At 57.6% G+C, this 26,673-nt stretch carries 23 protein-coding genes and 1 riboswitch; of the genes, 20 read left to right on the plus strand and 3 right to left on the minus strand.

The window, feature by feature from the left end; genetic code table 11:
- Window positions 1–469 precede the first annotated feature (469 nt).
- Genes NQZ67_RS11495 through NQZ67_RS11505 form a run of 3 tightly spaced genes read left to right on the plus strand, consistent with a single transcriptional unit; the run spans window position 470 to window position 3,034 of the window.
- A complete protein-coding gene (locus NQZ67_RS11495) occupies window positions 470–1,231 on the plus strand; it encodes a LamB/YcsF family protein (protein WP_257445568.1) in 762 nt (253 codons plus the stop codon).
- Between the two features lie 36 nt (window positions 1,232–1,267).
- Complete coding sequence (pxpB, locus tag NQZ67_RS11500) at window positions 1,268–2,011, plus strand: 5-oxoprolinase subunit PxpB (protein ID WP_306812826.1); 744 nt, start codon at window positions 1,268–1,270, stop codon at window positions 2,009–2,011.
- An 18-nt stretch (window positions 2,012–2,029) separates the two neighbouring features.
- Entirely contained in the window at window positions 2,030–3,034 is a 1,005-nt protein-coding gene (locus NQZ67_RS11505; RefSeq protein WP_257445570.1) for a 5-oxoprolinase subunit C family protein, read from the plus strand.
- Window positions 3,035–3,125: 91 nt separating this feature from the next.
- Here NQZ67_RS11505 and NQZ67_RS11510 read toward each other — a convergent pair whose 3' ends face one another.
- Together NQZ67_RS11510 and NQZ67_RS11515 are read right to left on the minus strand one after the other, a co-directional pair.
- Complete coding sequence (locus NQZ67_RS11510; RefSeq protein WP_257445571.1) at window positions 3,126–4,202, minus strand: phosphodiester glycosidase family protein; 1,077 nt, start codon at window positions 4,200–4,202, stop codon at window positions 3,126–3,128.
- A complete protein-coding gene (locus NQZ67_RS11515; RefSeq protein ID WP_257445572.1) occupies window positions 4,199–4,630 on the minus strand; it encodes a hypothetical protein in 432 nt (143 codons plus the stop codon). Before NQZ67_RS11515 ends, NQZ67_RS11510 begins: the two co-directional genes overlap by 4 nt.
- A 329-nt stretch (window positions 4,631–4,959) precedes the next feature.
- Between NQZ67_RS11515 and msrA the strand changes: the two genes are divergently transcribed.
- The 3 genes from msrA (at window position 4,960) to NQZ67_RS11530 (ending at window position 8,075) form a co-directional block, all read left to right on the plus strand.
- Window positions 4,960–5,925 (plus strand): peptide-methionine (S)-S-oxide reductase MsrA, encoded by a 966-nt coding sequence (gene msrA, locus NQZ67_RS11520; protein ID WP_257445574.1) that lies wholly within the window; start codon window positions 4,960–4,962, stop codon window positions 5,923–5,925.
- A gap of 14 nt (window positions 5,926–5,939) precedes the next feature.
- Window positions 5,940–6,560 carry a nitroreductase family protein gene (locus tag NQZ67_RS11525; RefSeq protein ID WP_257445575.1) on the plus strand — a complete coding sequence of 207 codons (621 nt, stop codon included), beginning with the start codon at window positions 5,940–5,942 and terminating at the stop codon, window positions 6,558–6,560.
- Window positions 6,561–6,821: 261 nt separating this feature from the next.
- A complete protein-coding gene (locus tag NQZ67_RS11530; protein WP_257445576.1) occupies window positions 6,822–8,075 on the plus strand; it encodes a TraB/GumN family protein in 1,254 nt (417 codons plus the stop codon).
- A gap of 76 nt (window positions 8,076–8,151) precedes the next feature.
- Here the strand turns inward: NQZ67_RS11530 and NQZ67_RS11535 are convergent, their stop codons facing one another.
- Window positions 8,152–9,435 carry a LysM peptidoglycan-binding domain-containing protein gene (locus NQZ67_RS11535; protein ID WP_257445577.1) on the minus strand — a complete coding sequence of 428 codons (1,284 nt, stop codon included), beginning with the start codon at window positions 9,433–9,435 and terminating at the stop codon, window positions 8,152–8,154.
- Window positions 9,436–9,716: 281 nt separating this feature from the next.
- Window positions 9,717–9,815: riboswitch (purine riboswitch) on the plus strand.
- A gap of 235 nt (window positions 9,816–10,050) precedes the next feature.
- Between NQZ67_RS11535 and purE the strand changes: the two genes are divergently transcribed.
- The 14 genes from purE (at window position 10,051) to NQZ67_RS11605 (ending at window position 26,663) form a co-directional block, all read left to right on the plus strand.
- Window positions 10,051–10,536, plus strand: coding sequence for a 5-(carboxyamino)imidazole ribonucleotide mutase (gene purE, locus NQZ67_RS11540; protein WP_257445580.1), 486 nt, complete (start codon window positions 10,051–10,053; stop codon window positions 10,534–10,536).
- On the plus strand, window positions 10,533–11,714 hold the full coding sequence (purK, locus tag NQZ67_RS11545; RefSeq protein WP_257445582.1) for a 5-(carboxyamino)imidazole ribonucleotide synthase: 1,182 nt from the start codon (window positions 10,533–10,535) through the stop codon (window positions 11,712–11,714). The genes purE and purK overlap by 4 nt, the downstream gene beginning before the upstream one ends.
- Window positions 11,715–11,719: 5 nt before the next feature.
- Window positions 11,720–13,015 carry an adenylosuccinate lyase gene (gene purB, locus NQZ67_RS11550; protein WP_257445584.1) on the plus strand — a complete coding sequence of 432 codons (1,296 nt, stop codon included), beginning with the start codon at window positions 11,720–11,722 and terminating at the stop codon, window positions 13,013–13,015.
- A 33-nt stretch (window positions 13,016–13,048) separates the two neighbouring features.
- Window positions 13,049–13,954 (plus strand): phosphoribosylaminoimidazolesuccinocarboxamide synthase, encoded by a 906-nt coding sequence (locus tag NQZ67_RS11555; protein ID WP_257445586.1) that lies wholly within the window; start codon window positions 13,049–13,051, stop codon window positions 13,952–13,954.
- A gap of 74 nt (window positions 13,955–14,028) precedes the next feature.
- Complete coding sequence (gene purS, locus NQZ67_RS11560; protein WP_179215887.1) at window positions 14,029–14,274, plus strand: phosphoribosylformylglycinamidine synthase subunit PurS; 246 nt, start codon at window positions 14,029–14,031, stop codon at window positions 14,272–14,274.
- Window positions 14,275–14,277: 3 nt separating this feature from the next.
- A complete protein-coding gene (gene purQ, locus NQZ67_RS11565) occupies window positions 14,278–14,973 on the plus strand; it encodes a phosphoribosylformylglycinamidine synthase subunit PurQ (RefSeq protein ID WP_257445588.1) in 696 nt (231 codons plus the stop codon).
- Window positions 14,951–17,194, plus strand: coding sequence for a phosphoribosylformylglycinamidine synthase subunit PurL (gene purL / locus NQZ67_RS11570; RefSeq protein ID WP_257445590.1), 2,244 nt, complete (start codon window positions 14,951–14,953; stop codon window positions 17,192–17,194). The genes purQ and purL overlap by 23 nt, the downstream gene beginning before the upstream one ends.
- The gene (purF, locus tag NQZ67_RS11575; RefSeq protein ID WP_257445592.1) at window positions 17,179–18,660 is read left to right on the plus strand and encodes an amidophosphoribosyltransferase; all 1,482 of its coding nucleotides are present in this window, start codon (window positions 17,179–17,181) and stop codon (window positions 18,658–18,660) included. The genes purL and purF overlap by 16 nt, the downstream gene beginning before the upstream one ends.
- Before the next feature lie 104 nt (window positions 18,661–18,764).
- Window positions 18,765–19,808 carry a phosphoribosylformylglycinamidine cyclo-ligase gene (purM, locus tag NQZ67_RS11580; RefSeq protein WP_257445593.1) on the plus strand — a complete coding sequence of 348 codons (1,044 nt, stop codon included), beginning with the start codon at window positions 18,765–18,767 and terminating at the stop codon, window positions 19,806–19,808.
- Window positions 19,808–20,419 (plus strand): phosphoribosylglycinamide formyltransferase, encoded by a 612-nt coding sequence (gene purN / locus NQZ67_RS11585; protein WP_257445595.1) that lies wholly within the window; start codon window positions 19,808–19,810, stop codon window positions 20,417–20,419. The genes purM and purN overlap by 1 nt, the downstream gene beginning before the upstream one ends.
- A gap of 53 nt (window positions 20,420–20,472) precedes the next feature.
- Window positions 20,473–22,020 carry a bifunctional phosphoribosylaminoimidazolecarboxamide formyltransferase/IMP cyclohydrolase gene (purH, locus tag NQZ67_RS11590; RefSeq protein ID WP_257445597.1) on the plus strand — a complete coding sequence of 516 codons (1,548 nt, stop codon included), beginning with the start codon at window positions 20,473–20,475 and terminating at the stop codon, window positions 22,018–22,020.
- A 24-nt stretch (window positions 22,021–22,044) separates the two neighbouring features.
- Window positions 22,045–23,310 carry a phosphoribosylamine--glycine ligase gene (gene purD, locus NQZ67_RS11595; protein WP_257445599.1) on the plus strand — a complete coding sequence of 422 codons (1,266 nt, stop codon included), beginning with the start codon at window positions 22,045–22,047 and terminating at the stop codon, window positions 23,308–23,310.
- Window positions 23,311–24,081: 771 nt separating this feature from the next.
- Window positions 24,082–25,182, plus strand: a complete 1,101-nt coding sequence (locus NQZ67_RS11600) for a polysaccharide deacetylase family protein (RefSeq protein WP_257445601.1) — start codon at window positions 24,082–24,084, stop codon at window positions 25,180–25,182.
- A 26-nt stretch (window positions 25,183–25,208) separates the two neighbouring features.
- Entirely contained in the window at window positions 25,209–26,663 is a 1,455-nt protein-coding gene (locus tag NQZ67_RS11605) for a hypothetical protein (RefSeq protein ID WP_257445602.1), read from the plus strand.
- The last annotated feature ends 10 nt before the right edge of the window (window positions 26,664–26,673 follow it).

Here is a 26,673-nt window from a genome sequence, read left to right on the forward strand (position 1 = left end):
TTCAGGTTAGCTATCCCCTGTACTCAGACAGGGCTTCTGGGCACCGCGGTATGACCGAAAACATTAAATAGTACCTTAGGCGTTGAGCTGTTTCATGTGACTCAATTCAAGTTAGTATTCGAAGTTATTGAACTGAGCTGACGGGAGAGCTGGAATAAGCGTTAAAAAACATATTCGGTGGTTATCCGTCTGGGCTTTTCGACAGGCTGACTTACGATATAGGAGCTGTTGTGTGAATCGATCCTGAGCTGATGGGAGAGCTGACCCAAGAGCTGAAAACAGAACGAAGTCTACCAGCCACGGTGTTGAGAAACATGAGCACGAATGCGGAATCGAGGTGAGTTCGATTCTGAGCTGATGGGAGAGCTAACATAAGCGACTCAAGAGTGCCTTATTAGGATCGTTGCGTTACTGACGCCGGGAAGTTACGGTATAATGAGTACGTCAAAATGCGCGGGGAGGGGAGAGCATGTACCGAATTGATATTAATTGCGACATGGGCGAAGGGTTTGGCGCGTACCGGCTTGGTGCGGATGATCAGCTGATGAAGCATATTACCTCCGCGAATATAGCATGCGGGTTTCATGCCGGCGATCCGGGGACGATTCGGAGCACGGTCCGATTGGCATTGGAGCATGGCGTAGCGATTGGCGCGCATCCCGGCTTGCCGGATATGAGCGGTTTCGGCCGGAGACGGATGGACATTTCGCCGCGGGAAGCGTACGAGATGGTTGTCTACCAGGTCGGCGCCGTTATGGCATTCGCGAAATCGGAAGGCGGTACGCTCACGCATGTGAAGCCGCACGGGGCGCTATACAACATGGCGGCTCAGGATGCTTCCTTAGCAGAGGCCATTGCGGAGGCGGTATACAGGGTAGATGGGAATCTCAAGCTTTACGGCTTGTCAGGAAGCGAGTTAGTCCGGGCGGGAGAACGGATCGGGCTGTTCGCGGTGAACGAAGCGTTCGCGGACCGGGCTTACGAAGAGGACGGTTCGTTAACGCCAAGATCGATGGACGGAGCCGTGTTGGATAGTCCGGAAGCTGCCTCCGCGCAGGCCATACTGATGGTCTCGGAAGGCAAGGCGCGCACGCGTTCGGGGACCCTCGTCAACGTCCAGGCAGACAGCATTTGTGTTCACGGGGATACGCACGATGCGCTCGCGCATGTAACACAGCTCAGAAAAGCGTTAAAGGACGCCAATGTGACCGTGCAATCGCCCGGGAAATAATGAGCAGGGAGTGTCTATGTGAAGAAACCTTACAAGATGTCGCCGCTAGGGGATTCTAGTGTGCTAATACAGTTCGGCGACCGTATGGACGAACTTTCGCACCGGCTTGTGATGGAGGCGGTTAGATGGCTGGATGCGGGGCGTTTTCCCGGTTATATCGAATGCGTGCCGGCTTTTGCTTCCGTTGCCGTTCACTATAGTCCAATCCAAGTGCTGCGCAGTTTGGACGGAGAGGAACGAATGCGCGAAACGGTGTACGAGACCGTCTGCTATCGTGTGGAGAAGCTATTGGTACATATTGATGCGGTGACTGAATCCGACTCGGAAATGAAGAACGTACGGACCGTCGCGATTCCGGTATGTTACGGCGGTGAGTACGGTCCGGATTTGGAGGAGGTTGCGGCCATCTGCGGACGTTCGGCGGCGGAGGTAGTCCGTCTTCATAGTGACGCCGACTATTTGGTTTATATGATCGGCTTCGCGCCGGGCTTCCCTTATCTCGGCGGCATGCCGGAGGAAATCGCCGCGCCGCGCCGCGGGACGCCGCGGGCGGTTATACCCGCGGGCAGCGTCGGCATCGCGGGCGGACAGACCGGCGTCTACCCGCTCGCGACTCCCGGCGGCTGGCAGCTGATTGGGCGAACGCCGATCAAGCTGTTCCGGCCGGATGCCGACGCGCCGAGCTTCTTGCAAGCAGGCGACCGGGTCCGTTTCTTTCCGATAACGGAAGAGGAGTTCCTAAGCTGGAAGGACAACGAAAGCGTAGACGGCTTGAGGTAGTCGGGAGGGGGCAAATCGATGGGCATAATCGTTGTGAAACCAGGGGTGCTTGCCACTATTCAGGACTTGGGCCGATATGGTTATCAGAATCAAGGCGTCGTCGTTGGCGGATCCATGGATCAGACGGCGGCGAGAATCGCGAATTGGCTGGTCGGGAACGACGAGTCGGAAGCGCTCCTCGAATTGACGTTGGCGGGCACGGAGCTGCGGATGGAGAGGGAAGCGTGGATTGCCATTGCCGGCGGGGATATGGAACCAATAACCGGACAAGGCGAAAAGGTGCCGCAGTGGAGACCCGTACGGGTAGATGCGGGAACGACGATCCGATTCGGCCGAAGCGTTAATGGTTGCCGCGCGTATGTCGCGCTTGCAGGCGGTATTGATGGCGAGATGAGACTCGGCAGCCGCAGCACCTACCTGCGCGGGGGGATAGGCGGTTACGACGGGCGGGCGCTTCGCGCGGGCGACCGGATCGAAGCGAGGAACGAGCCGGCGAAGTTTGCCGTCTCCCGGCTAGCAGAATCGCAATCGGGAAGCCTGCGGTTTCCGCTATGGCATGCAGGCGGCTTCGCCGTGGCCCATTCGGATGTTGCCGTCATTCGTTGGATGCCGGGGGCGCATTATGACTGGTTATCGGAAGAAGGGCAATCGGCTTTCGGCGATGGCACTTTCAGGATCGGGCGACAGTCGGACCGGATGGGCTATCGACTCGAAGGCGAGGGACGTCTCGGGCAGCATGTCAGGAAGGGCGAGCTGCTGTCCGAACCGGTTACGATCGGCACGATCCAGCTTCCTCCGGACGGGAATCCGATCATTCTGATGGCCGACCGTCAGACGACGGGCGGCTATCCGCGCATCGGACACGTGGCGACGGTCGATCTTCCTGTCTTGGCTCAGCTTAAGCCCGGTGACAGGCTGCAGCTTCAGCGGGTTACCTCTATGGAGGCGGAGAAGCTCTTGATTGAAGCCGAGCGCGAGATGACCATGCTAGGCAAGGCGATCGAACTCAAGCTGAACGGCTGAACCCTCGCGAAAACGAAAACAAAAAAACAAAAGCGCCGGAGTCGAAACGATCGATCGTTTCTCTCCGGCGCTTTGTATCGGACGCTTGCCGCTATTTGAAAAATAAAAAATGAGTCGGCAGCTTACGCATGGAGCCGTCCGATGGCTTGTTGATCAGCTTGCCGTTAAAGACGAGCGTGGAAGAGCCGCCGCCATCGAGATTGTAGCCGTCAATCGCGCCGTATTGCTTGAGCAGCGTCTGCATCTCGGCGAGCGTCGCGCCGGAGCTGCCGGCTTCGTTGTAGCCGTCCGTCACCAGGATCAGGAGCTGATCGTCCTTGTAGTTGGCGATGACGGTGCGCGGCGCGCGCTTCGGACTGGTCTGCCATTTCGCCGGGATAGGCTGGGCGATACCGCCCTTCAAAAGGATCGGAACGAAGGAAGCCCCGAACTTCGGCTTCTTGGCGTCGAGCTGCTCCCGGCTTGCGAATTTGCCGCCGATCAGCTCGTTGTTCTCGTTCAGCCCGACAAAAAACAGATCGGCGTAGGAAGCCTGAAAGCCCGATACATACTCGCCGTTCGCGATCGTGGTGCTGAGCGGGTACCGCTTCCCGCCGCCGTCCGCGAAGCCGCCCGCGTTCACGCCAACCGCCGCCTTATGCGTCTTGACGGCTTGGAGCGTCGTTTGCGCGTCTCCCAGCTCGTCGCCTCCCATGACCATCTTCATCGCGCCGTCCGCTTTTAACTGGATCTTCACGGCGTAGCTTTTGAAATTCTCGTTCTTCAAATAAAAAAGCTGCGCCCTCAGCTTGTCGGAGGAGATGGTCGCCGCGGGTTTGCCAAGCTTGGCCGTAATGCTCGCGTCGTAGATGGCGAGAGGGCGCTTCGCCTGAGCGGCGGCCGTCTTCGCGATATGGTTCATCTCCGCATTCGTCTTCTCGTACAAATCAAGCTGGGCTTTGATCGATTCGCCCGTCAGGACGGCCGTCTCATTCGCTTGATCGAGCCCTGCGGCCGCCTCGTTCCAGCTGCCGCCTTCCGCGGCTTGTCCATCCGATTCCAGCTTCGGCATGACGCCGCTCGACAACTCGACCGTGACGCCGGAGACCATCAGCCAGATCAGAATGCCGGCAAAAGGGGCTAAGGCAAGCAATGCCGTGCGGTTTAACGTTTTAGTGGTTATGATCATTTGAGGACATCCAAGCTTTTTTTCAGTTCGTCCAACTGTTTCTTCACTTCGTTCAACTGCGTGTAGAGCTTGTTGCTATTATCCGTCTTATCGTCCGCGTTGTCCTTGGCGAAGGTCAGCAGCTCGTTCAAGGCGTCGACCTTCTCCTTCAGCTGCGATATCTCGTTCTGATAGCCGCTCTCCATGACCGCGAGACGTTCGTCGTAAGCCTTCTGCATCTCCGCGATTTGCGAAGCGGTCTGACGTTCGATGTCGGCGGTAATATCCCGCTGCATCCGCTCCGTGTAAACCTTGGCGCCATACACGCCTCCGCCGATCAGAAGCAGCCATATTCCTATAAATACGATAAAGGCCGTTTTGCTTCGCTTCTTGCGCGTATTCGCGGCTTGACGGCCGACGGCCGCCGATTCCAGTTGCAATTCGCTCATTGGGGTTCATTCACTCCTCATGCTCGTGACCATGCGCCACGTTAATCGGTTGAACGAACGTTGAAAAGTGCTGTCCTGCTTGCGGCATATCCCGGCTTGTCTTGCTTGCCTTTCTCCTATTAAACGACGGCAATCGCCAAAAAGGTTGCGAATGTCACCCTATTGTAACAAAAGGGAGTCCGAATGTCGCCTTTTCGTCTCGATTGCTTTCCGTCAAAAGATGGAAGTGGGACCTCCGTCGGCTCTGCGGCTTTTGTGAGCGGGAGTTCCGTCATGTATAATGGTGGAAGCGGGTTATTCCAAGCAAGCAGTGGAAAGGAAGGGTTGCCATGGATCAACAAACGAATCGCAAAGCGCTGGCCATGTTCGCGGGAGGCTGCTTCTGGTGCATGGTTACGCCGTTCGAGGAAATGCCGGGCATTCTGTCCGTCGTCTCCGGCTATACCGGCGGCCATACCGAGAATCCCACCTACGAGGAAGTGTGCTCGGACGCTACGGGCCATACGGAAGCGGTGCAGATCGCTTACGACCCGGAGGTGTTCTCCTACGAGCGTCTGCTCGACATCTTCTGGAGACAGATCGACCCGACGGACCCAGGCGGGCAGTTCCACGATAGAGGCTCTTCCTACCGGACGGGCATTTATTATTACACGGAGGAGCAGCGCCAATTGGCGGAAGCCTCCAAGGCCGAGCTGCAGGCGAGCGGGCGTTTCGACAAGCCGATCGTAACGGAGATCGAGCCGGCGGGAGCGTTCTACCCGGCGGAGGACTACCATCAGGATTATCATAAGAAGAACCCGTTCCGTTATAAAATGTACCGTAAAGGCTCGGGACGCGACGCGTTCATCGCGAGCCATTGGAAGATGAAGAAGGACCAGGCCGAGCTCAAGAAGAGATTGACGCCGATTCAATACGAGGTGACTCAGAACAGCGGAACGGAGCGTCCGTTCACGGGAGAATTCTGGGATCACGAGGAAGAAGGCATCTACGTCGATATCGTCTCCGGCGAGCCGCTCTTCAGCTCGAAGGACAAATTCGACGCGGGCTGCGGCTGGCCGAGCTTTACGAAGCCGCTTCAGAAGACGGCCGTTACCGAGCATATGGATACGACCCATAATATGGTGAGAGTCGAAGTGAGAAGCCAAGAAGGAGATTCGCATCTGGGTCATGTGTTCGACGACGGACCGAATCCGACGGGACTGCGCTATTGCATCAACTCCGCTGCCCTGCGCTTCGTTCCGAAGGAGAAGCTGGAGGAAGAAGGCTACGGACAGTACCGGAATTTATTCGAGTAGGGAGAGATAACGGGATGGAAACGTTGGGGAAAACGGGCAGAAATGCCGAAGAAGCGAACCAAATCGGCGTGCTGGACGCGATAAAAGGCAGACGGTCGATTGGCAGAGTGAAGGCCGATGCCGTGGAGCGCGAAGTGATCGAAGCGATTCTCGAGGCGGCCAGCTGGGCGCCAAGCCACCACAATACGCAGCCATGGCGGTTCGTCGTCATGACGGGCGAAGGAAGGGCAAAGCTCGGAGAAGGCTACGCGAAGATCGCGGCGGCGGCATCCCCGGGTCTGTCCGGCGAAGAGCTGGAAGAGAAGCTCCGCAAGGAGAGGGCGAAGGCATACCGCTCGCCGCTGGTTATTACGGCGATCTGCTCGCCGGGGGATGATCCCCGCGCCGTGCGGGAAGAAGAGCTGGCCGCTGCGCAGGCTGCCGTCCAGAATCTGCTGCTGGCCGCGCATGCGTACGGGTTGGGAGCGATTTGGCGGTCGGGCGCGCCGATGTTCGATCCGATCATGAAAGCGAACTTCGAGCTGCGCGAGGACGAAGAGATCGTAGCGTTCCTTTACCTGGGTTATCCGGACATGACGGCTCCTGAGCCTCGGCGCACTCCGGTGCTCGAGAAGACGGTTTGGCTGGATAAGTAAATGCATGAAGGACGGAACGGCTGAGCCCCTGGGCTGGCCGTTCCGTTTTTTTATGTTCGAATCCGAGTTTTTAAGACCGCGTGATACGTGCCGACCCCGGAGGGACGGGAAAGCCGCTTGCGTGTGGCTAGAGAAAACTATAGGTCGGCATACCCATCCCACTCTCGTAAACGGTTAGTAGATTTGGTAGAATGAGACTATATAGATAGACATTCGGAATCTCGTCTATCGAATCGACCAAAAGGAGAGTCATCCCCCGTCATGAAAAAGCTTGTCGCACTATTCGTATCCCTCATTATGGCACTCGGCTTCGCAACGGCGGCCGGCGCGGCGCCCGCAGCCAGTCCGCTCGAAATTTATGTCAACGACAAGCTCGTCGAGTTCAAGGAGGACAAGCCGGTTAAGCAGAACGGCACGACTCTTGTTCCCGTCCGCATGCTTCTCGAGCAGCTCGACTTCGAGGTCACTTGGGATCAAGACACCCAGATGGCTACGGCTATCAGTACAAGCCCGAGAAACAATCTGGTTATTTCTCTCCAGATCGGATCCGACACGGCTTACGTGAACGCCAAGCCGCAGAAATTGCTGCTCGCTCCCCAAAAAATCAATCAACGCACCTATGTGCCGCTCCGCTTCATCGTGGAGCAAAGCGGCTACGAAATCGAATGGAACGAGAAGCTGAATCGCATCTCCATCGATACCATTGTCGAGAGCAAAGGGTATATGTGGAAGGTAGAGAAGGACGGCAACGTCGTTTATCTTCTTGGCTCCATCCACGTCGCGAACGAAGCGATGTATCCGCTGCGCGACGAAATTACGGAAGCGTTCGAAGAAGCGGATTATTTGGCGGTCGAAGTCAACACGTCTGTAGAGCCGGAGGACCTCGGCGCCTACGTCGAAGACCTGGCCACCTATAAGGATGGAACCACGCTTCGCAACCATCTTTCTCCGGAAGTATACGCGGCGCTCGGAGAGCTCCTGACGGAGCTGGAAATTCCGACGAACGCGCTCGACACGTACGAGCCTTGGTACGTATCTATGATCCTGGACAGCTTCGGACGCGAGGATAGCGAATACGAGTCGGAGCTCGGCATCGACCTTCATTTTATGAATGAAGCGACGGACGCCAATGTTCCGATCATGGAGCTGGAGTCTTATCAATCGCAGTTCGAGATGTTCGATAATTTCTCGGACGGGCTGCAGGAGCAGTTCGTGATCGGCTCGCTTTACAGCTTGTACGGGGAAGAAGAGCCTGCGGAAGACTTGTCCGAGATGTGGATCGCGGGCGACGTCGAGGAACTGACGCAGATGGCGGAAGACATGCAAGCGGACTTAGAATATTACAACGCGATGCTGAAGGACCGCAACATTCTGATGGCGGAGAAAGTCAACGGATTCTTGACCGGCTCGAAGCCGGCGACGTTCTTCGTTGTCGTCGGCGCCCTTCATATGGTGGGAGAGCACGGACTCGTTGCCCTGCTTGAAGAAATGGGGTACACGGTAACCCGGTTATAAGGTTTGCAAGGAAAAGGCCGGCGGATGGCGATCCGCCGGCCTTTTCGCGCGCCTGAGGCCGGCTGCGCGGAGGGAGCTAAACAAGCTTTTTGATCGTGAAGTTCTCGTTCAGGACGTACCAGTTCTGAGGGAACGCGACGCCGAGCTTCCAGTAGCTGACGCCGCGAAGCTTGTAGCCCTTCACGATGTCGAACTTGGCTTGCACGCTCCGGGCATCCTCGAACCAGACGATATGCTCCCTGCCCTCCTCGTCATAATAAGTGTAATGAGGCGATTGCCCTTCTTCGTCGTATTGAATCGCGGCGTTATATTGGGCCGCGCGCTCCACGGCCGCCTTCGGACTGACGGTCGGGGCCCATCTTCCGCCCTGCACATACGGAAGCGTCCAGTCATAGCCGTACAGCGGCATGCCCATCATAATTTTTTCGGGCGGGATGACGGTTATGGCATAATTCAGAACCTTGACGACTTCGTTAATCGGAGCGACCGCTCTCGGAGGGCCGCCGGACCATCCCCACTCGTAGGTCATGAGCACGACGAAATCGACGATTCTGCCATGGGCGGCGTAATCATGAGCTTCGTACAGGGTCCCGGTCTGCGTTGCCGAAATTTTGGGGGCCACGGCAGTCGAGACGAGATGTCCGAGCGGACGCAGCGTATCGACAAGACGCTGCAGGAACGAGTTGTACGCCTCGCGGTCGCCCGGCATCAAATATTCGAAGTCGACGTTGAGAGCCAAATATCCTTTTTGCCGCATGACGGATGTAATATTGTTGATCAGGTTAGTCTGAGCGCCTTGATCCGTTAACACCGCATGGCCGATTTCGGAGCTGAACGTCCCGTTCTCGAAGTTCGTAATGACCATCATCGGAGCGGCGCGGTGCTCGTAGGCGGCTGCGATAACTGCCGAGTCGTCGAGAGAAGTCAAATTGCCGTTCGCCTGCACGCGGTAGCTGAACGGGCTGAGATACGTCAAATACGGCCCTACCTCATGGACGAGGTCAACGCCGGCAGGACTGAAATTTTCCGTGTACGCGTTAACCTCGATGACGGGTTTGGGTGCCCTCGGAATCGTCAGCGTCATCCCGGGGTAGATGAGCGCCGGATTGGTCAAATTATTCGCTTCCAGCAGCGCTTGAATGGAGACGCCGTAACGCTGGCCGATCTTCCACAGCGATTCTCCGGCAAGCACGCGGTGCGTCGTTCCGTCCCCCGGCGTCGGGATAATGATCGCCTGGCCGATGACGAGCGGGCTCTGCGCCGTTATCCCGTTGGCGGCATATAGCTGCTCGAGCGTTACGCCGAACTGCTGGGACAGCTCCCAGAGCGAATCCCCTCTTCTGACCGTATGGATTTGCATAGCGGAATCCTCCTTATGAACGTGTAAACCGTACGTTCTTCTATAGGCTCTATATCCATCTATATTCAGAGAGCCCGGCCTATAGTCAAAAACATGGAAAGCGCGTCCATGGGGCAAGCTATTCATGCATTTTGGGAATAGATGACAAGCTAATAAGAGGGTCATGGGATGCTTATGAGGCTAAAAAACGAACTTTCGCAAATGAACCTCTATTAATGTTCGTATTTTGTTGACAGTAGAGAAGGGATTGGATAAACTAGAGTAGGTTTAAGGCGGAAGAATCCGCGTTGAACCTGCAATCTCGTATATATTCGGGAAAGGCCCGAACGTTTCTACCCGGAAACCTTATTTTCTGGACTACGAGCTTGATGAATCGGTTACCGAAGCCCAAATTCGACCCATGGAAATAGGTTGCTCTCACCGGGGCAGCCTTCTGCTGTCTTAAGCGGTCGGCTATGGAAGGATGCCCGATTCATTCGAACCGCAACGTATTGCGCGATTCACTCGAGGTCCTTGGCTCATCGGAAGAGAAATCGGAAGAGAACAGCCGCTGGACCTCTTTTTATTTATTTGCAGATATCCATACATTTTAAATAAGGAAAGAGGTAAGCGAACATGTCTGCTATGGTAGGCGTCATTATGGGCAGCAAGTCGGATTGGGACACGATGAAATTGGCCTGCGACGTATTGGAAGAGCTGAATATCCCATACGAGAAGAAGGTTGTATCGGCGCATCGCACGCCGGATCTGATGTTCGAATACGCGGAGACGGCGGCTGAGCGGGGATTGAAAGTGATCATCGCCGGAGCTGGAGGCGCCGCGCATCTGCCCGGCATGGTCGCAGCGAAGACGGCACTGCCGGTTATCGGCGTTCCCGTCAAATCCTCGAATTTGAACGGGCTGGACTCCTTGCTGTCGATCGTGCAGATGCCGGGCGGCATTCCGGTGGCGACCGTCGCGATCGGCAATGCCGGCGGCACGAATGCCGGCTTGCTCGCCGCCCAGATGATCGGCGCCTTCATTCCGGAGGTGCAGGCGCGCGCCCTTGCCCGTCGCGAGCGGATCAAGCGCGAAGTGATGGAAAGCAGTGAAACGTTATGATCGGCGGCAAGGACGGTAATTCAGCGGCGGTAAAAACGATTCTGCCCGGCTCCACGGTCGGCATTCTCGGAGGCGGGCAGCTTGGACGCATGCTGGCGAACGCCGGAAGCGCGATGGGCTACCGGTTCGTGACGCTGGAGCCGACGCCGGATTCCCCAATGGGGCAGGTGTCGGAGCAGATCGTCGCGGCTTACGACGATCGCGAAGCCGCGAGGCGACTAGCGGAACGCTCGGATGTCATTACATACGAGTTCGAGAACGTGAACGCGGATGTCGCCGCCATGCTGATGGCGGAATCGTATGTGCCGCAAGGCAGCGAGCTGCTCTACACGACGCAGCACCGGCTTCGCGAGAAGCGGGCGATCGAAGCTGCAGGCGTGAAGGTAGCGCCTTATGCGGAGATTCGCAGCGAAGACGAGCTGAGAGAGGCGGTCCGGAAGTTCGGCACGCCTTGCGTGCTGAAGACGGCGACGGGCGGCTACGACGGCAAAGGCCAGTGGGTCATCAAGGGCGAGTCGGAGATCGCGGAAGCCTACGCCGAATTGTCCAAAGCGCGTACGCAACTGGTGCTCGAGCAGTTTATCGATTTTGCGATGGAAATTTCGGTTATTGCGGCCAGGAGCACGACAGGGGAAATAAAAGCGTTCCCTCCTGCGGAAAATATTCACAAGGAAAACATTCTGCACTTGTCGATCGTTCCGGCGAGGACGCAGGAATCGGTGCTTCGCGAAGCGGAGCGGCTAGCGGTGCGCATCGCGGAGGGTCTTGGCGTCGTCGGACTCATCGCGGTCGAGATGTTCGTGACGCGGGACGGCGAGCTGTTCGTGAACGAGCTTGCGCCAAGGCCGCATAACAGCGGGCATTATACGATGGAAGCGTGCCGGACGTCGCAATTCGAGCAGCATATCCGAGCGATATGCGGACTGCCTCTTGGCGACACGTCGCTGATGAGCCCCGTCGTCATGGTGAACGTGCTCGGGCAGCATGTGGAGCCGGTCCTTGCGCGCGCGGCTGCGCCGGATGAGGCGGCCGAAAGACTCGGCGTTGCGCCGAAGCTGCATTTGTACGGAAAGAAAGACGCTGTGTTCAAACGGAAGATGGGCCACGTGAACGTGCTCGCTCCGACTGTAGAAGCGGCGCTTGATTGGATAGACGAAACTAAGATTTGGAAGGTGTGAAGGACATGCTAGAGCGTTACAGCAGACCGGAAATGAGAGCGATCTGGACCGAAGAGAACAAGTTCAAGGCATGGCTGGAGGTTGAGCTTTGCGCATGCGAGGCTTGGGCCGAGCTTGGCGTTATTCCGAAGGAGGATGTAGAAGCGCTTCGCAAAGCAGCGAGCTTCGACATCGACCGCATTTACGAGATCGAGCAAGAGACGCGCCACGACGTGATCGCGTTCACGCGCGCGGTATCGGAGACGGTCGGACCGGAACGCAAATGGGTGCATTACGGCCTCACCTCGACGGACGTCGTCGACACGGCGCTTGGTTACCTGCTTCGCCAAGCGAACGAAATTTTGCTGAAGGACATCGAACGCTTCATCGCGATTCTGCGGGAGAAGGCGATCCAATATAAAGACACTCCGATGATGGGACGCACGCACGGCGTACATGCGGAGCCGACGACGTTCGGCCTCAAGATGGCGTTGTGGTACGAGGAAATGAAGCGTAACCTGGAGCGGTTCCAGCATGCGGCGAACGGCGTGCAGTTCGGCAAAATGTCCGGCGCCGTCGGCACGTACGCGAACATCGACCCGTTCGTCGAGCAATTCGTCTGCGAGAAGCTCGGCATTACGGCCGCGCCGATCTCGACGCAAACGCTGCAGCGCGACCGCCACGCGGAATATATGGCTTCCATCGCGCTCATCGCGACGTCGCTCGATAAGTTCGCCACGGAAATCCGCGGCCTGCAGAAGAGCGAGTTCCGCGAGGTGGAGGAGCCGTTCGCCAAAGGCCAGAAGGGCTCGTCCGCGATGCCTCATAAGCGCAACCCGATCGGCTGCGAGAATATGTCCGGCCTGTCCCGCGTGATCCGCGGCCACATGCTGACGGCTTACGAGAACGTGCCGCTCTGGCATGAGCGCGATATCAGCCATTCCTCGGCCGAACGCGTCATCCTGCCCGACTCGACGATGCTGCTGAACTACATGCTGAACCGTCTCGGCAACATTATTAATAATTTGACCGTCTTCCCGGAAAATATGAAACGCAACATGAGCGCGACATACGGCGTGCCGTTCTCCGGCCGCGTTCTGACGAAGCTGATCGACAAGGGCTTCAGCCGCGAGCAGGCTTACGACACGGTGCAGCCGCGCGCGATGCAGGCTTGGGAGACGCAGCGCCAATTCCGCTCCATCGTGGAAGAGACGCCTGAGATCACATCAGTGCTGTCCCCTGAGGAGATCGAAGATTGCTTTAACCCGGCATGGCACCTCAAGCATGTCGATACGATATTTACTCGCCTTGGCCTGAACTAAGCATCTGCTTTAGAAGAGGAGGATAAGGATTTCATGGGAGCTCAATCGCAATTGAAGGCTATATCCACCGCCGTGGATTTCGTGAAGGCGCCGCTGGTCTACAAAGGCAAAGTGCGCGAGCTGTACGACCTCGGCGAGCATTTCCTCATCGTGGTGACGGATCGGATCTCCGCGTTCGACTACGTATTGGATCCGGCCGTGCCGGACAAAGGAAACGTGCTGAACCGCTTGTCCGCGTTCTGGTTCGAGGTGACGAAGGAGCTGCAAGAGAACCACGTCGTTCATACCGACGTGGAGCTGCTCGGCGATCTCGTGACGGAGCCTGAGCTGCTCCGCAATCGCATCATGGTGACGCGCAAGGCCGAGCGCATCGATATCGAATGCGTCGTCCGCGGCTACATTACGGGCAATGGCTGGCGCCAATACGAGAAAACGCAGGCGATTAACGGCATCCAGCTGCCGGAGGGCCTCCGCAAGAACGAACAGTTCGCGGAGCCGATCTTCACGCCGGCCGCGAAGAACGACGTCGGCCACGATGAAGACATATCGTTCGAGCGCATGAGCGAGCTCGTCGGCGCCGAGCTGGCGGCCGAGCTTCGCGACCGCAGCTTGGAGCTGTACCGCTTCGCGCACGCTTATTGCAAGGAGCGCGGCATCATCCTGGCGGACTGCAAGTTCGAATTCGGCCTCATCGACGGCAAGGTCATCCTGATCGACGAGATTTTCACGCCGGACTCCTCGCGCTTCTGGTCCGAAGGCAATTACGCGTTCGACGTCGAGATCGACAGCATGGACAAGGAGCCGGTGCGCACGTACCTGCTCGGCTCCGACTGGGACCGCGACAGCCGCCCGGATCCGCTGCCCGAGCTGGTCGTCCAAGCGACGACGGCGCGCTACCGCGAGATTTACCGCCGCTTGACGGGCCGCGAGCTGAGCTAGCCCGCCGCCCTGCCGGAATTATTTTCATAAACAAACAACATACAAATTCAAATTCAACCATATATCAGGAGGCTATTATGAAGGCAACCGTCTACGTCACGATCAAGGAAAACGTATTGGATCCGCAAGGTACCGCAGTGCAAGGCGCGCTTCATTCCATGGGATTCGCGGAAGTGGGCAAAGTGCGCATCGGCAAGTACCTCGAAGTCGAGCTCGACACGAACGACCGCGCGGAAGCGGAAGCGCGTCTGAAGGTCATGTGCGAGAAGCTGTTGGCGAACACGGTCGTTGAAGATTACCGCTTTGAGCTGGAGGGATAAGAGATGAAGTTTGCCGTACTCGTATTTCCGGGCTCCAACTGCGACATCGACTGCTACAAAGCGGTAGAGTCCACGATCGGCCAAGAGGTCGACTACGTGTGGCACACCGCGACGGACCTGTCCGCGTACGACGCCATCCTGGTGCCGGGCGGCTTCTCCTATGGCGACTACCTGCGCTGCGGCGCGATCGCCCAATTCGCGAACGTGATGAGCGAAGTGAAAAAAGCGGCCGAGCAAGGCAAGTTCATTCTCGGCATCTGCAACGGCTTCCAGATCCTGACGGAAGCGGGCCTTCTGCCTGGCGCCCTGATTCGCAACACGGAACTGAAGTTCCGCTGCCATGCGCAAGCTCTTGAAGTGGCGAACAACAATACCGCTTTTACGAACCAATACTCGCAAGGCGAGATCATCAATATTCCGATCGCCCACGGCGAAGGCAACTACTTCTGCGACGACGCGACGCTAGCCGAGCTGAAGGCGAACAACCAAATCGTGTTCCGCTACGCGGGCGACACGAATCCGAACGGCTCCGTGGAAAATATCGCGGGCATCAGCAACAAAGCGGGCAACGTGGTCGGCATGATGCCACATCCGGAGCGGGCGGTTAGTCAGCTGCTCGGGTCGGAAGACGGCACACGGATGTTTACATCGATTTTGAATGCATGGAGGGAACAACATGGCGCAGCAGTTAACGGCTAAGGAGCCGACGGCGGAACAAATCGCGGATCAACGCATCTACACGCAATTCGGCGTGACGGACCATGAATACGAACTGATTTGCGGCTTCCTGGGCCGCAAGCCGAACTACACGGAGATCGGCGTGTTCAGCGTCATGTGGTCGGAGCATTGCTCGTACAAAAACTCCAAGCCGATCCTGAAGAAGTTCCCGATCACGGGTCCTCGCGTCCTGATGGGACCGGGCGAAGGCGCGGGCATCGTCGACATCGGCGACAACCAAGCCGTCGTGTTCAAGATCGAATCGCATAACCATCCGTCCGCGGTCGAGCCTTATCAAGGTGCGGCGACCGGCGTGGGCGGCATCATTCGCGATATTTTCTCCATGGGCGCTCGCCCTGTCGCTCTGCTGAACAGCCTTCGCTTCGGCAACCTGAACAACGACCGCGTGAAGTACCTGTTCGAGAACGTCGTCAGCGGCATCGCCGGCTACGGCAACTGCATCGGCATTCCGACGGTTGCGGGCGAAGTCATGTTCGACGAAAGCTACGAAGGCAACCCGCTCGTCAACGCGATGTGCGTAGGCCTCATCGATCACGATAAAATCCAGCGCGGCGTCGCCAAAGGCGTAGGCAACCCGGTCTTCTACGTCGGCCCGGCAACCGGCCGCGACGGCATCCACGGCGCGACCTTCGCTTCCGTTGAATTGTCCGAAGAATCCGAAGAGAAACGCACCGCGGTCCAAGTCGGCGATCCGTTCATGGAGAAGCTGGTTATGGAAGCGACGCTCGAGCTGATCAACTCCGGCATCGTCCTCGGCATTCAGGACATGGGCGCGGCAGGTCTGACTTGCTCCAGCGCCGAGATGGCGTCCAAAGCGGGCAATGGCCTCGAGCTGTACCTCGACGAGGTTCCTCAGCGCGAGACGGGCATGACGCCTTACGAAATGATGCTGTCCGAGTCGCAGGAGCGCATGCTCTTCGTCGTCGAGCCTCAGCATGAGGCGCAGGCGAAAGAAATTTTCGACCGTTGGGGCATCATCTGCGCGAAGGTCGGCAAAGTAACGGACGACGGCCGTCTCCGTCTGTTCCACCAAGGCGAAGAAGTGGCCGACATGCCGGTTAAAGCGCTCGTCGACGAGTGCCCGGTTTACAACAAGCCATCCGCAGAGCCTGCTTATTTCCGCGAGAGCGCTTCGGTCGATACGGCTGCTTTCGAGGAAATTACCGATCTGAACGGCGCGCTGGAGAAGGTGCTCGCTTCCCCTACGGTGGCAAGCAAAGAGTGGGTTTACAACCAATACGACTACATGGTTCGTACGAATACGGCCGTTCAACCGGGCTCCGACGCCGCAGTCGTGACGATCGACGGCACGCGCAAAGCGCTGGCGATGACGACGGACTGTAACGGACGTTACGTATACTTGGATCCTGAGATGGGCGGACGCATCGCGGTAGCGGAAGCGGCGCGCAACATCGTGTGCTCCGGCGCCGAGCCGCTCGCGATCACGGACAACCTGAACTTCGGCAACCCGGAGAAGCCGGAAGTGTTCTGGCAGCTCGAGAAGTCCGCGGACGGCATGTCCGAGGCTTGCGTAAAGCTGGATACGCCGGTTATCGGCGGCAACGTCAGCTTGTACAACGAGAACGCCAAAGGCGCGATCTACCCGACGCCGGTAATCGGCATGGTCGGTCTGGTTCACGACATTGATCATATTACAACGCAAAAATTCAAAGCCGAAGGCGACGTTATTGTGCTAATCGGCGAAACAAAAGCCGAGTTCGGCGGAAGCGAACTGCAATACGTGTTGAACGGCGCTCCATCCGGCCGTCCTCCGGTCATCGATCTCGACGTGGAGAAGAAGGTGCAAGGCGCGGTTCTTGGCGCCATCCAGAAAGGCCTCGTCGCTTCGGCGCATGACCTCTCCGAAGGCGGCATCGCGGCGGCGATCGCGGAATCTTGCATTAGCGGCGGCATCGGCGCAAACGTATCGCTGACTAGCGACCTGCGTCCGGATCACCTGCTGTTCAGCGAATCCCAATCCCGAATTCTGCTGTCGGCGAAGCCGGATCAAGCGGATGCTTTGACGGCTTGGCTGTCGGAGCAAGGCGTCGCTCACGCGACTATCGGTACGGTTACAGGCAGCAATCTGACCATCAACGTTAACGGCAAAGCCGGCATCAACGCGCCGGTACAACAACTGGAGAAGGTTTGGAAGGATGCGATTCCATGTCTCATGAAGTAACGGACCGACCTTTGCTTTGGACAGGCAATCACTATAACGAAGGCATTGGCCGCGACGATATTTTCGATAAGCTGCGGGAGGAGTGCGGGGTGTTCGGCGTGTTCGGACATCCCGACGCTGCGGGCTTGTCGTATTACGGCCTGCATGCGCTGCAGCACCGCGGCGAAGAAAGCTCCGGCATCTGCACGGTCGATTCGCGCGACAACGGCAAATTCGCTTACCACCGCGGTATGGGCCTCGTCAAGGAAGTATTCGACAAGGAGAATTTGGATCGCCTCTCCGGGGACCGCTCCATCGGACACGTGCGTTATTCGACTTCCGGGGCAAGCCACCTTGGCAACGCGCAGCCGCTGATCTTCCGTTATCGCGACGGAGACCTCGCCGTGGCGACGAACGGCAACATCGTGAACGCGCCGGAAATCCGCCGCGAGCTTGAGATGAGCGGCTCCATCTTCCAGACGTCCAGCGACACCGAGGTTATCGCGCATCTGATCGCGCGTTCGCCGAAGGATTTCGTGGCGGCGGCGAAGGAAGCTTTGCAGCGCATCGTCGGTGGCTTCGCGTTCCTCATCATGACGAACGACAAGCTGCTGGTCGCGTCGGATCCGCACGGTCTGCGTCCGCTGGCGATGGGCCGTCTCGGCGACAGCTACGTGTTCGCTTCCGAGACGTGCGCGTTTGAAACGATCGGAGCGGAGTATGTGCGCGACGTTCAGCCGGGCGAGCTGCTTATTCTCGACGAGAACGGCCTGACCGTGGATCGGTACGCCGAGATCGAGCGCCGCGCGACGTGCGCGATGGAGTACATTTACTTCGCGCGTCCGGACAGCGACATTAACGGCATCAACATCCATTCCGCGCGCAAGCGCATGGGCCAACAGCTCGCATCGGAATCGTTCGTGGACGCGGACGTCGTAACGGGCGTGCCGGATTCCAGTATTTCCGCCGCCATCGGCTTCGCGGAGCAGACGGGCATTCCTTACGAGCTTGGCCTCATCAAAAATAAATATACCGGACGCACCTTCATCCAGCCTTCCCAAGAGCTTCGCGAGAAGGGCGTGAAGATGAAGCTGTCCGCCGTCCGCAAAGTGGTGGAGGGCAAACGCGTCGTCATGATCGACGACTCCATTGTCCGGGGCACGACGTCGCGCCGTATCGTCAACCTGCTGCGCGAAGCGGGTGCGACGGAGGTGCACGTGCGCATCACGTCGCCGCCGTTCAAGAATCCTTGCTATTACGGCATCGATACGCCGGACCGCAAGGAGCTGATCGCCTCCTACCGCACGGTGGAGGAGATCCGCAAGGAAATTAACGCGGATTCGCTCGCGTTCCTCACGGACGAAGGCTTCGTCGAATCGGTCGGCGGCAACGACGGCGCGTATAACCGCGGCATGTGTCTCGCCTGCTTCGACAACGACTATCCGACGCCGGTGAACGAAGAGTCGGATAAGAGCTGCAGCTGCTAGGCTGGAGCGAGCGCAGACAATTAACATCCTAGCGTTATGAGCGCCTTCAATGCGCCATAACGCACCATATAGCCTCAACAGATCCAAATAAGGAGTGGACCCATTTGTCAGAAGCGTACAAGAAAGCCGGCGTCGACATTGCCGCGGGCAATGAAGCCGTCGAACGGATGAAGAAGCATGTGAAGAGAACGTACCGTCCGGAGGTGCTGGCGGAGCTGGGCGGCTTCGGCGGCTTGTTCGCCCTGAACAAGGACAAGTACGAGGAGCCGGTGCTCGTGTCGGGAACGGACGGCGTCGGCACGAAGCTGATGCTCGCGTTCGCGATGGACAAGCATGACACGATCGGCATCGACGCGGTGGCGATGTGCGTGAACGACATTATCGTGCAAGGCGCGGAGCCGCTGTTCTTCCTTGATTACCTCGCGACGGGCAAAGTCGTTCCGGAGAAAATCGAGGCGATCGTGAAGGGCATCTCCGAAGGCTGCGTGCAGTCGGGCTGCTCCTTGATCGGCGGCGAAACCGCCGAAATGCCGGGCATGTACTCCGAAGACGAATACGATATCGGCGGATTCACCGTCGGCATCGTCGACAAGAAGAAGATGATCGACGGCTCCACGATTGCCCCGGGCGACGTGGTTCTGGGCTTCGCGTCGAGCGGCATCCACAGCAATGGCTTCTCGCTCGTACGCCGCCTTCTTCTGCAGGAAGCCGGCTATACGCTGGATCAACAACTTGAAGAGCTGGGCGGAGCGAAGCTCGGCGACGTCCTGCTCGAGCCTACGCGTATTTACGTGAAGCAGGCTTTGGGCCTGATCGAGAAGGTCAATGTCAAAGGCATGGCGCACATTACGGGCGGCGGCTTCATCGAGAACATCCCGCGCGTCCTCCCGGACGGCGTGAACGTGGAAATCGATTACGGCTCCTGGCCGATTCTGCCGATCTTCAGCCTCATGCAGCAAAAAGGAAATATTAGCAACCGCGACATGTTCACGACGTTCAACATGGGCATCGGTCTTGTCATCGTGGTACCGGAAGAGCAGGCGGAGCAAGCGATCTCGGCGGCCGCCGAGCTGGGCGAAAAAGCCTATCGCATCGGGCGCGTAACCGAGGGAAGCCGCATCGTGACGTTCCAGGGAGCTGACGTGTAATGGCGGCGCTTCGCATCGCGGTCTTCGCTTCGGGACAAGGCACGAACTTCCAGGCGATAGCGGATGCGGTGCGGGAGGGGAAGCTCGATGTCAGCATCGAGCTTCTTGTCTGTGACAAGCCTTCTGCGCCTGTAATCGAGCGCGCTGTCCATGCGGGCGTAGAGACGTACGTGTTCAAGCCGAAGGACTTTCCATCACGCGAAGCCTATGAAACGGTCATCCTGGAGGAGCTGCGCAAGCGGGAGGTCGATCTAATCGTGCTCGCGGGCTATATGCGCATTCTCACCCCTGCGCTCGTCGAACCGTATGAAGGCCGTATGATCAATATTCATCCGTCGCTCCTCCCGTCGTTCCCCGGCATCAACGCGATCGGACAAGCTTTGGAGCATGGCGTCAAAGTAACCGGCGTCACCGTTCACTACGTGGATGGAGGACTTGACAGCGGACCGATCATCGCGCAGACGGCAGTCGTCATCCGGGAAGAGGATACGGAGGACTCGCTTGCCGCTCGTATCCACGAGGCGGAGCAGGAGCTGTATCCGCGTGTTGTCGGCCAAATTGCTCAAGGGCTGGTTACGGTCGAAGGACGCAAAGTGACCGTTCGCGGCTAACATAGAATATTAGTTTTTTACACCATTTTATGAACAATTAGGAGGAAGCTGAAGTGGCAATTCGCAGAGCGTTGATCAGCGTGTCCGACAAGACGGGCATCGTGGAGTTTTCAAGAGAATTGGCAAGCCAGGGCGTTCAAATCATTTCGACGGGGGGCACGTTCAGCCTCCTGCAGAAGGAAGGCGTGCCGGTCATCGGCATCTCCGACGTGACGGGCTTCCCGGAAATTTTGGACGGCCGCGTCAAGACGCTGCACCCGGCCGTACATAGCGGTCTTCTGGCCGTTCGCGATTACGAAGAGCATCAGAAAGCGATGAAAGAGCTTGGACTGGACTACATCGATCTCGTGATCGTCAACCTGTATCCATTCAAGGAAACGATCGCGAAGCCGGACGTGACGTACGAGGACGCCATCGAGAATATCGATATCGGCGGACCGACGATGCTTCGTTCCGCGGCGAAGAACCATGCTTTCGTCACGGTTGTCGTAGACGCGAACGACTACGCGGCCGTCCTCGAAGAAGTGAAAGCGCAAGGCGACACGACGCTCGAGACGCGCAAACGTCTCGCCGCGAAAGTATTCCGTCACACGTCCTCCTACGACGCGCTCATCTCCGATTACTTGAGCAAGCAAGTCGGCGAGCCGCTGCCTGAATCGTACACCGTTACTTACGAAAAGGTGCAGGAGCTTCGCTATGGAGAGAACCCGCATCAGAAAGCCGCATTCTACCGCAAGCCGCTCGCGGCGTCCGGCAACGTGACGACGGCGGAGCAGCTGCACGGCAAAGAGCTTTCCTACAACAATATCAACGACGCGAACGCGGCGCTCGCCATTCTGAAGGAATTCGACGAGCCGGCCGTTGTCGCGGTCAAGCATATGAACCCTTGCGGAGTGGGCATCGGCGCTACGATCCATGAAGCCTACCAGAAAGCGTACGAAGCCGATCCAACGTCGATTTTCGGCGGCATCGTGGCAGCGAACCGTACGATTGGCGCGGAAACGGCGGAGCTGCTCGGCAGCATTTTCCTGGAGATCATCATCGCTCCCGACTTCACGCCGGAGGCGCTGGACATTCTGACGAAGAAGAAAAACATCCGTCTCATGAAGCTGGGCGAGCTGACTGCCGCGGCAGAACGGAAGCCGGAGTGGGTCGTGACTTCCGTAGACGGAGGCATGCTCGTACAGGAAAGCGACGTTCACAGCATCACCGAAGCCGACCTGAAGGTCGTCACGAACCGCAAGCCGACCGAAGAAGAGCTGAAGCAGCTTCTGTTCGGCTGGAAGGTCGTTAAGCATGTGAAGTCGAACGCGATTTTGCTGGCGAAGGACGACATGACAGTCGGCGTTGGCGCAGGCCAGATGAACCGCGTAGGCGCGGCTCGCATCGCGATTGAGCAAGCAGGCGAGAAAGCGGCGGGCTCCGTGTTGGCTTCCGACGCGTTCTTCCCGATGGGCGACACGGTCGAGCTGGCAGCAAAAGCGGGCATCACGGCCATCATTCAGCCGGGCGGATCGATCAAGGACGAAGAGTCGATCGCGGCCGCGAACGCGAACAACATCGCGATGGTGTTCACAAGCGTACGTCATTTCAAACATTAATCGATAAGCAGGGGGATAAAAAAGATGCGAATTCTGGTTATTGGCGGAGGCGGACGCGAGCACGCGATTTGCTGGGCGCTCAAGAAAAGCGAGAAGGTGAAGGAGCTGTTCTGCGCTCCGGGCAACGCGGGCATCGCTAAGCTCGCGGAATGCGTGCCGATCGCGGTTTCGCAGTTCGACGAGCTGACTCGATTCGCGAAGGAAGCGTCCATCGACCTCGTGTTCGTCGGACCTGACGATCCGCTTGCCGACGGCATCGTGGACGCGTTCGAAGCGGCTGGCATTCCGGCTTTCGGCCCGGACAAGAAAGCGGCGGAAATCGAAGGCAGCAAAATTTTTATGAAAAACCTGCTGAAAAAATACAATATCCCGACGGCGAAATACGAGACGTTCACGGATTACGAGACGGCGCTGGCCTATCTCAAGCAGCAAGCTACTCCAATCGTCATTAAAGCGGACGGACTGGCGGCAGGCAAGGGCGTCACTGTCGCCGCTACGATGGAAGAGGCGGAGAAGGCGCTGCGCGAGGCGATGGTGGACAAAGTGTTCGGAGACGCCGGTAACCAAATCGTCATCGAAGAGTTCCTCGAAGGGCAAGAGATGTCCATCCTTGCTTTCGTTGACGGCGAAACCGTGAAGCCGATGGTACCGGCTCAGGACCATAAGGCCGTGTTCGACGGCGACAAAGGCCCGAATACCGGGGGCATGGGGACATATACGCCGCTTCCGCATATCGACCCAAGCATTATCGAAGACGCGATCGTCAACATCATTAACCCGACGGCGAAAGCGATGGTCAGCGAAGGCCGCCCATTCCGCGGCGTCCTGTTCGCCGGACTCATGATCACGAAGGACGGTCCGAAGACGATCGAATTCAACGCTCGCATGGGCGATCCGGAGACGCAAGTCGTGCTGCCAAGGCTGAAGACCGACCTCGTCGACATCGTTCTGGCCGCGATGAACGGCCGTCTCGGCGAGCTGAACATCGAATGGAGCGAAGAAGCCGCAGTCTGCGTCGTAGCCGCGTCCGAAGGCTACCCGGTTTCCTATCCGAAGGGCCGCGTCATCACGGGCATCGCCGACGCCGAAGCGCAAGGCGCGCTCGTGTTCCACGCCGGAACGGCGATGAAGGACGGCGAGCTCGTGACGAGCGGCGGACGAGTGCTCGGAATTGTGGGCCGAGGCCGCGACATCGCGGAAGCGCGGGCAAGAGCATACGAAGCCGTCAGCGTCATTCATTTCGAAGGCAAGCAGAATCGGACGGATATTGCCGCGAAGGCGCTTCGTTAATCCTCCTTCAATAACATGGAGCATGCCGGATTCCACATCGTCATGCTCTAATGGAAGCCAGTTTCGAAAGCCTGTTTCTTGCAAGGACTCGTCCTTGCCGGAAAACTGGCTTTTTTTGTTACAATAATTGGTAAAATGGGTGTTTGTACGGGCTTTATAAGTCCCTCGGTACACTATCCCATTGGCTCAGTCCTTGGTGTTTTTGCTGAGACGGTCAGTTGATCCTGGGGACAACGATAAAGACAGTTGCTGCTAACCAGCTTAACAATTGATCCTCATACTGAGTCGAGGGATAGCGAGCCCGGTTGGGCCGAGGATATACCAGCTGAGTGGAGGGGATAGCGAGCCCGGTTGGGTCGAAGGTATACCAGCTGAGTGGAGGGAATAGCGAGCCCGGTTGGGTCGAAGGTATACCAGCTGAGTGTAGGGGATAGCGAGCCCGGTTGGGCCGAGGATATACCAGCTGAGTGGAGGGGATAGCGAGCCCGGTTGGGTCGAAGGTATACCAGCTGAGCGTAGGGGATAGCGAGCCCGGTTGAGCGGAGGATATACCAGCTGAGTGTAGGGGATAGCGAGCCCGGTTGGGTCGAACATGTACTTCCTAAGTGAAAGGATAGTAAGCCTTCAGTAGGAACAGGTCAATCCCCTCCTCCCTGAAGCATCAGCGCCGAAAACTGTCGCATCGTCTCGAATGGTGTTACTAATTTGTAACTCTCTTAACCTCCAAATCCACTATGATAGATTCATCAGCGGAAATAGAAGGTGGAAGGCATGGAGAGAAGAAAAAGAGGTCGTCGTCGCAGGTTGGTTGCATTTGTCGTTTTGTCGGTGGTTATGGTGTGGATGGCCGGCTGCGCGGTCGGACAATCGTATGGATTGTCATCGCTGATGTCTATGAAACAGGAAGAGAAGCATGCGGAAGAGATGCTGGGAACCGGCATGCCGGGGGATGAAGGAAGCACCGACGAATCGGAGGCGGCAGGGGATGATTCCCATGCGGAGCCGCCGGGCATTGTTATCGATGCAGGCGGCGTAACGGAGGGAGATACAGCGGTTTTCGTGCCCGGAGAGGATGAGCTTGATCCGAATCATGGCATACTGACTCCCGGATCCGACTCGGACGGAGGAGGAAACGCGACGGAAGCGGCTCATGGCGATGGACAACCGGAATCAGCGGTCGACAGCGATGATGCACTCAACGACGGCTCCGAATATGACAGCGCTCCCATTGTCGGCGAGTCCGATACGGAGGAGACATCAGAGTCCGCTGAAGAGGAGAAGGCTATGCCCGAGGACGAACGCAAACTAGCCGCGCTGACGTTCGACGACGGCCCCGATCCGAAGTATACGACGGCGATATTGGATATTTTGAAGGAAAAAGGCGTGAAAGCGACGTTTTTTGTCGTCGGGACGCAGGTGGAGAAATACCCCGAAATTCTGCAGAGAATCGAAGAAGAAGGTCATGCCGTAGGCAATCATTCCTATTCGCATAAGGATCTTAGCAAGCTTGCCAAACCGGGAATTCAGCAGCAAGTCGATCGTACCGACGAAGCGATCGAGGCGGAGCTCGGCTACGTGCCCGAGCTGTTCCGCGCCCCATACGGAGCGGTGTCCGATACGCTGGAGGCTGTGCTAGAGAACGAGAATCGCAGGCTGGTCGGCTGGACCGTCGACACTCGCGATTGGGCAGGGACGCCGATTACCGACATGCGGGAAATGATTCGTAAGGAAACGGGAGCGAATGGTATAATATTAATGCATTCATTCGGAGGGAAGCATATCCGCAATACGGTGGAGATGCTTCCGGACGTTATAGATGATCTGCATAACCTTGGATTTACGCTGGTTACGGTCGATCAAATACCGGAATAAGCAACTGACAGCCGGAAGGAGTCAAGATGAAGAGCAGCGGCTTGGCATGGAATAACATAATGATCACAAGGGGCAAGGGTCGACGATCCGCGCTCCTCTTCGCTTTGTTCGCCGCGCTGGTGCTCGCGACGGGCTGCAGATATACGGCGGCTCCCGCCGACCTGCTGCAGAAGCCGGCTATCGCGAAGGATAAGGAACAGCTGGCGGAAGCCATAGGGAAGCAGCTCCCGAGGTTCAGCGTTCTCATGCTTCCCCACCGCGACGATTACAAGGAAGCGATCCGGCGGATCGACCTAACCGGTGACGGCATTGAGGAAGCGGTGGTTACGTATTATAACGAATTCAGCACGCCGGAAATTATGGTGCTGAGACAAACGGAGTTCGGCTGGCGTCAGTTCGTGCTCGTCGAGCAGCCGCTCGCTAGAGATATCGGTTGGCTCCGAATCGTCGATCTAGACGTGGACGGCGTGTACGAGCTCATCGTTGGCTGGATCGGCGCGTTCGACAGCCCGAATATGCTCGAGCTATATTCGTTCCAAGGGAAGGCCGTCCGCAACGAGAACGGGCTGCTCACGATGAAAGCCATTCATTCTCTGCCCTACCGGCTTGCGGATACAAGGGATCTGGACGGAGACGGCAAACCGGAGCTGGCGGTGCTCGACGCACTGGGCACGAGCGGGGAGCTCGAGGTTCCATCCTACTATCTGAGCTTATACGATTGGGAGAAGGGGGCGCTGGCGAAGGTAGGACTTGCTTCCTTGCCGCAGGGCGTTAGCCTTTTCGAAAGAATGCTGACGGGGACTATAGCGGAGTCGAAGCATGGGATCTTGCTCGAAGGCGGCACGGGGGCGCACAGCATGCTTACCTATATGTACGCTTGGGATAACAAGGAGCTGAAGCTCGTCTATCCGGACTCTTCCCGCGGGGAAGAAGGTTTTAACGGAACGGGCGTGCAAAGCGGCGATATGAACGGCGACGGGATTATCGAGCTCCACCGGACGCGATTAGCTCCGGGATATGAAAGCTTGTCGTATGCCGACGCTTTATGGATCAACGAGTGGGTCCAGTGGGACGGTAAATCCGGTTATGAGTCCGTGCTGGAGCAGTACCGGGACTATACGTATGGCGTTCGGCTTACGATTCCCGAGGAGTGGCAAGGGCGTTACACGATGAAGAAGCCGCCTTCGTCCTCCTACGGGCTCGTCACCTTCAGCTATTGGAACGAGAAGTATCATCGGATAGCGGAGCTGGCGACGATCTATGTTGTTCCGCTGAAGCAGTGGGGGAACGTCGAGTCGGCTTGGAAGGACGAGAATAGGTCCTACCAGCTGCTGTACGAGGACAGCGGGAACGCTTATCTGGTTTCTTTTGTCCAAGAGGAGCCCTCGAATCTGACGAATGGCGAGCTGCAGGAGTGGCGGGATATGCGAAGCATTGAAAAACAGTGGAAGTCCTATATGACGATAGAGCGTGAAGGCTGAGAGGAACGGG

The organism is Paenibacillus soyae (genome assembly GCF_024623455.1).
Taxonomy (GTDB): domain Bacteria; phylum Bacillota; class Bacilli; order Paenibacillales; family Paenibacillaceae; genus Pristimantibacillus; species Pristimantibacillus soyae.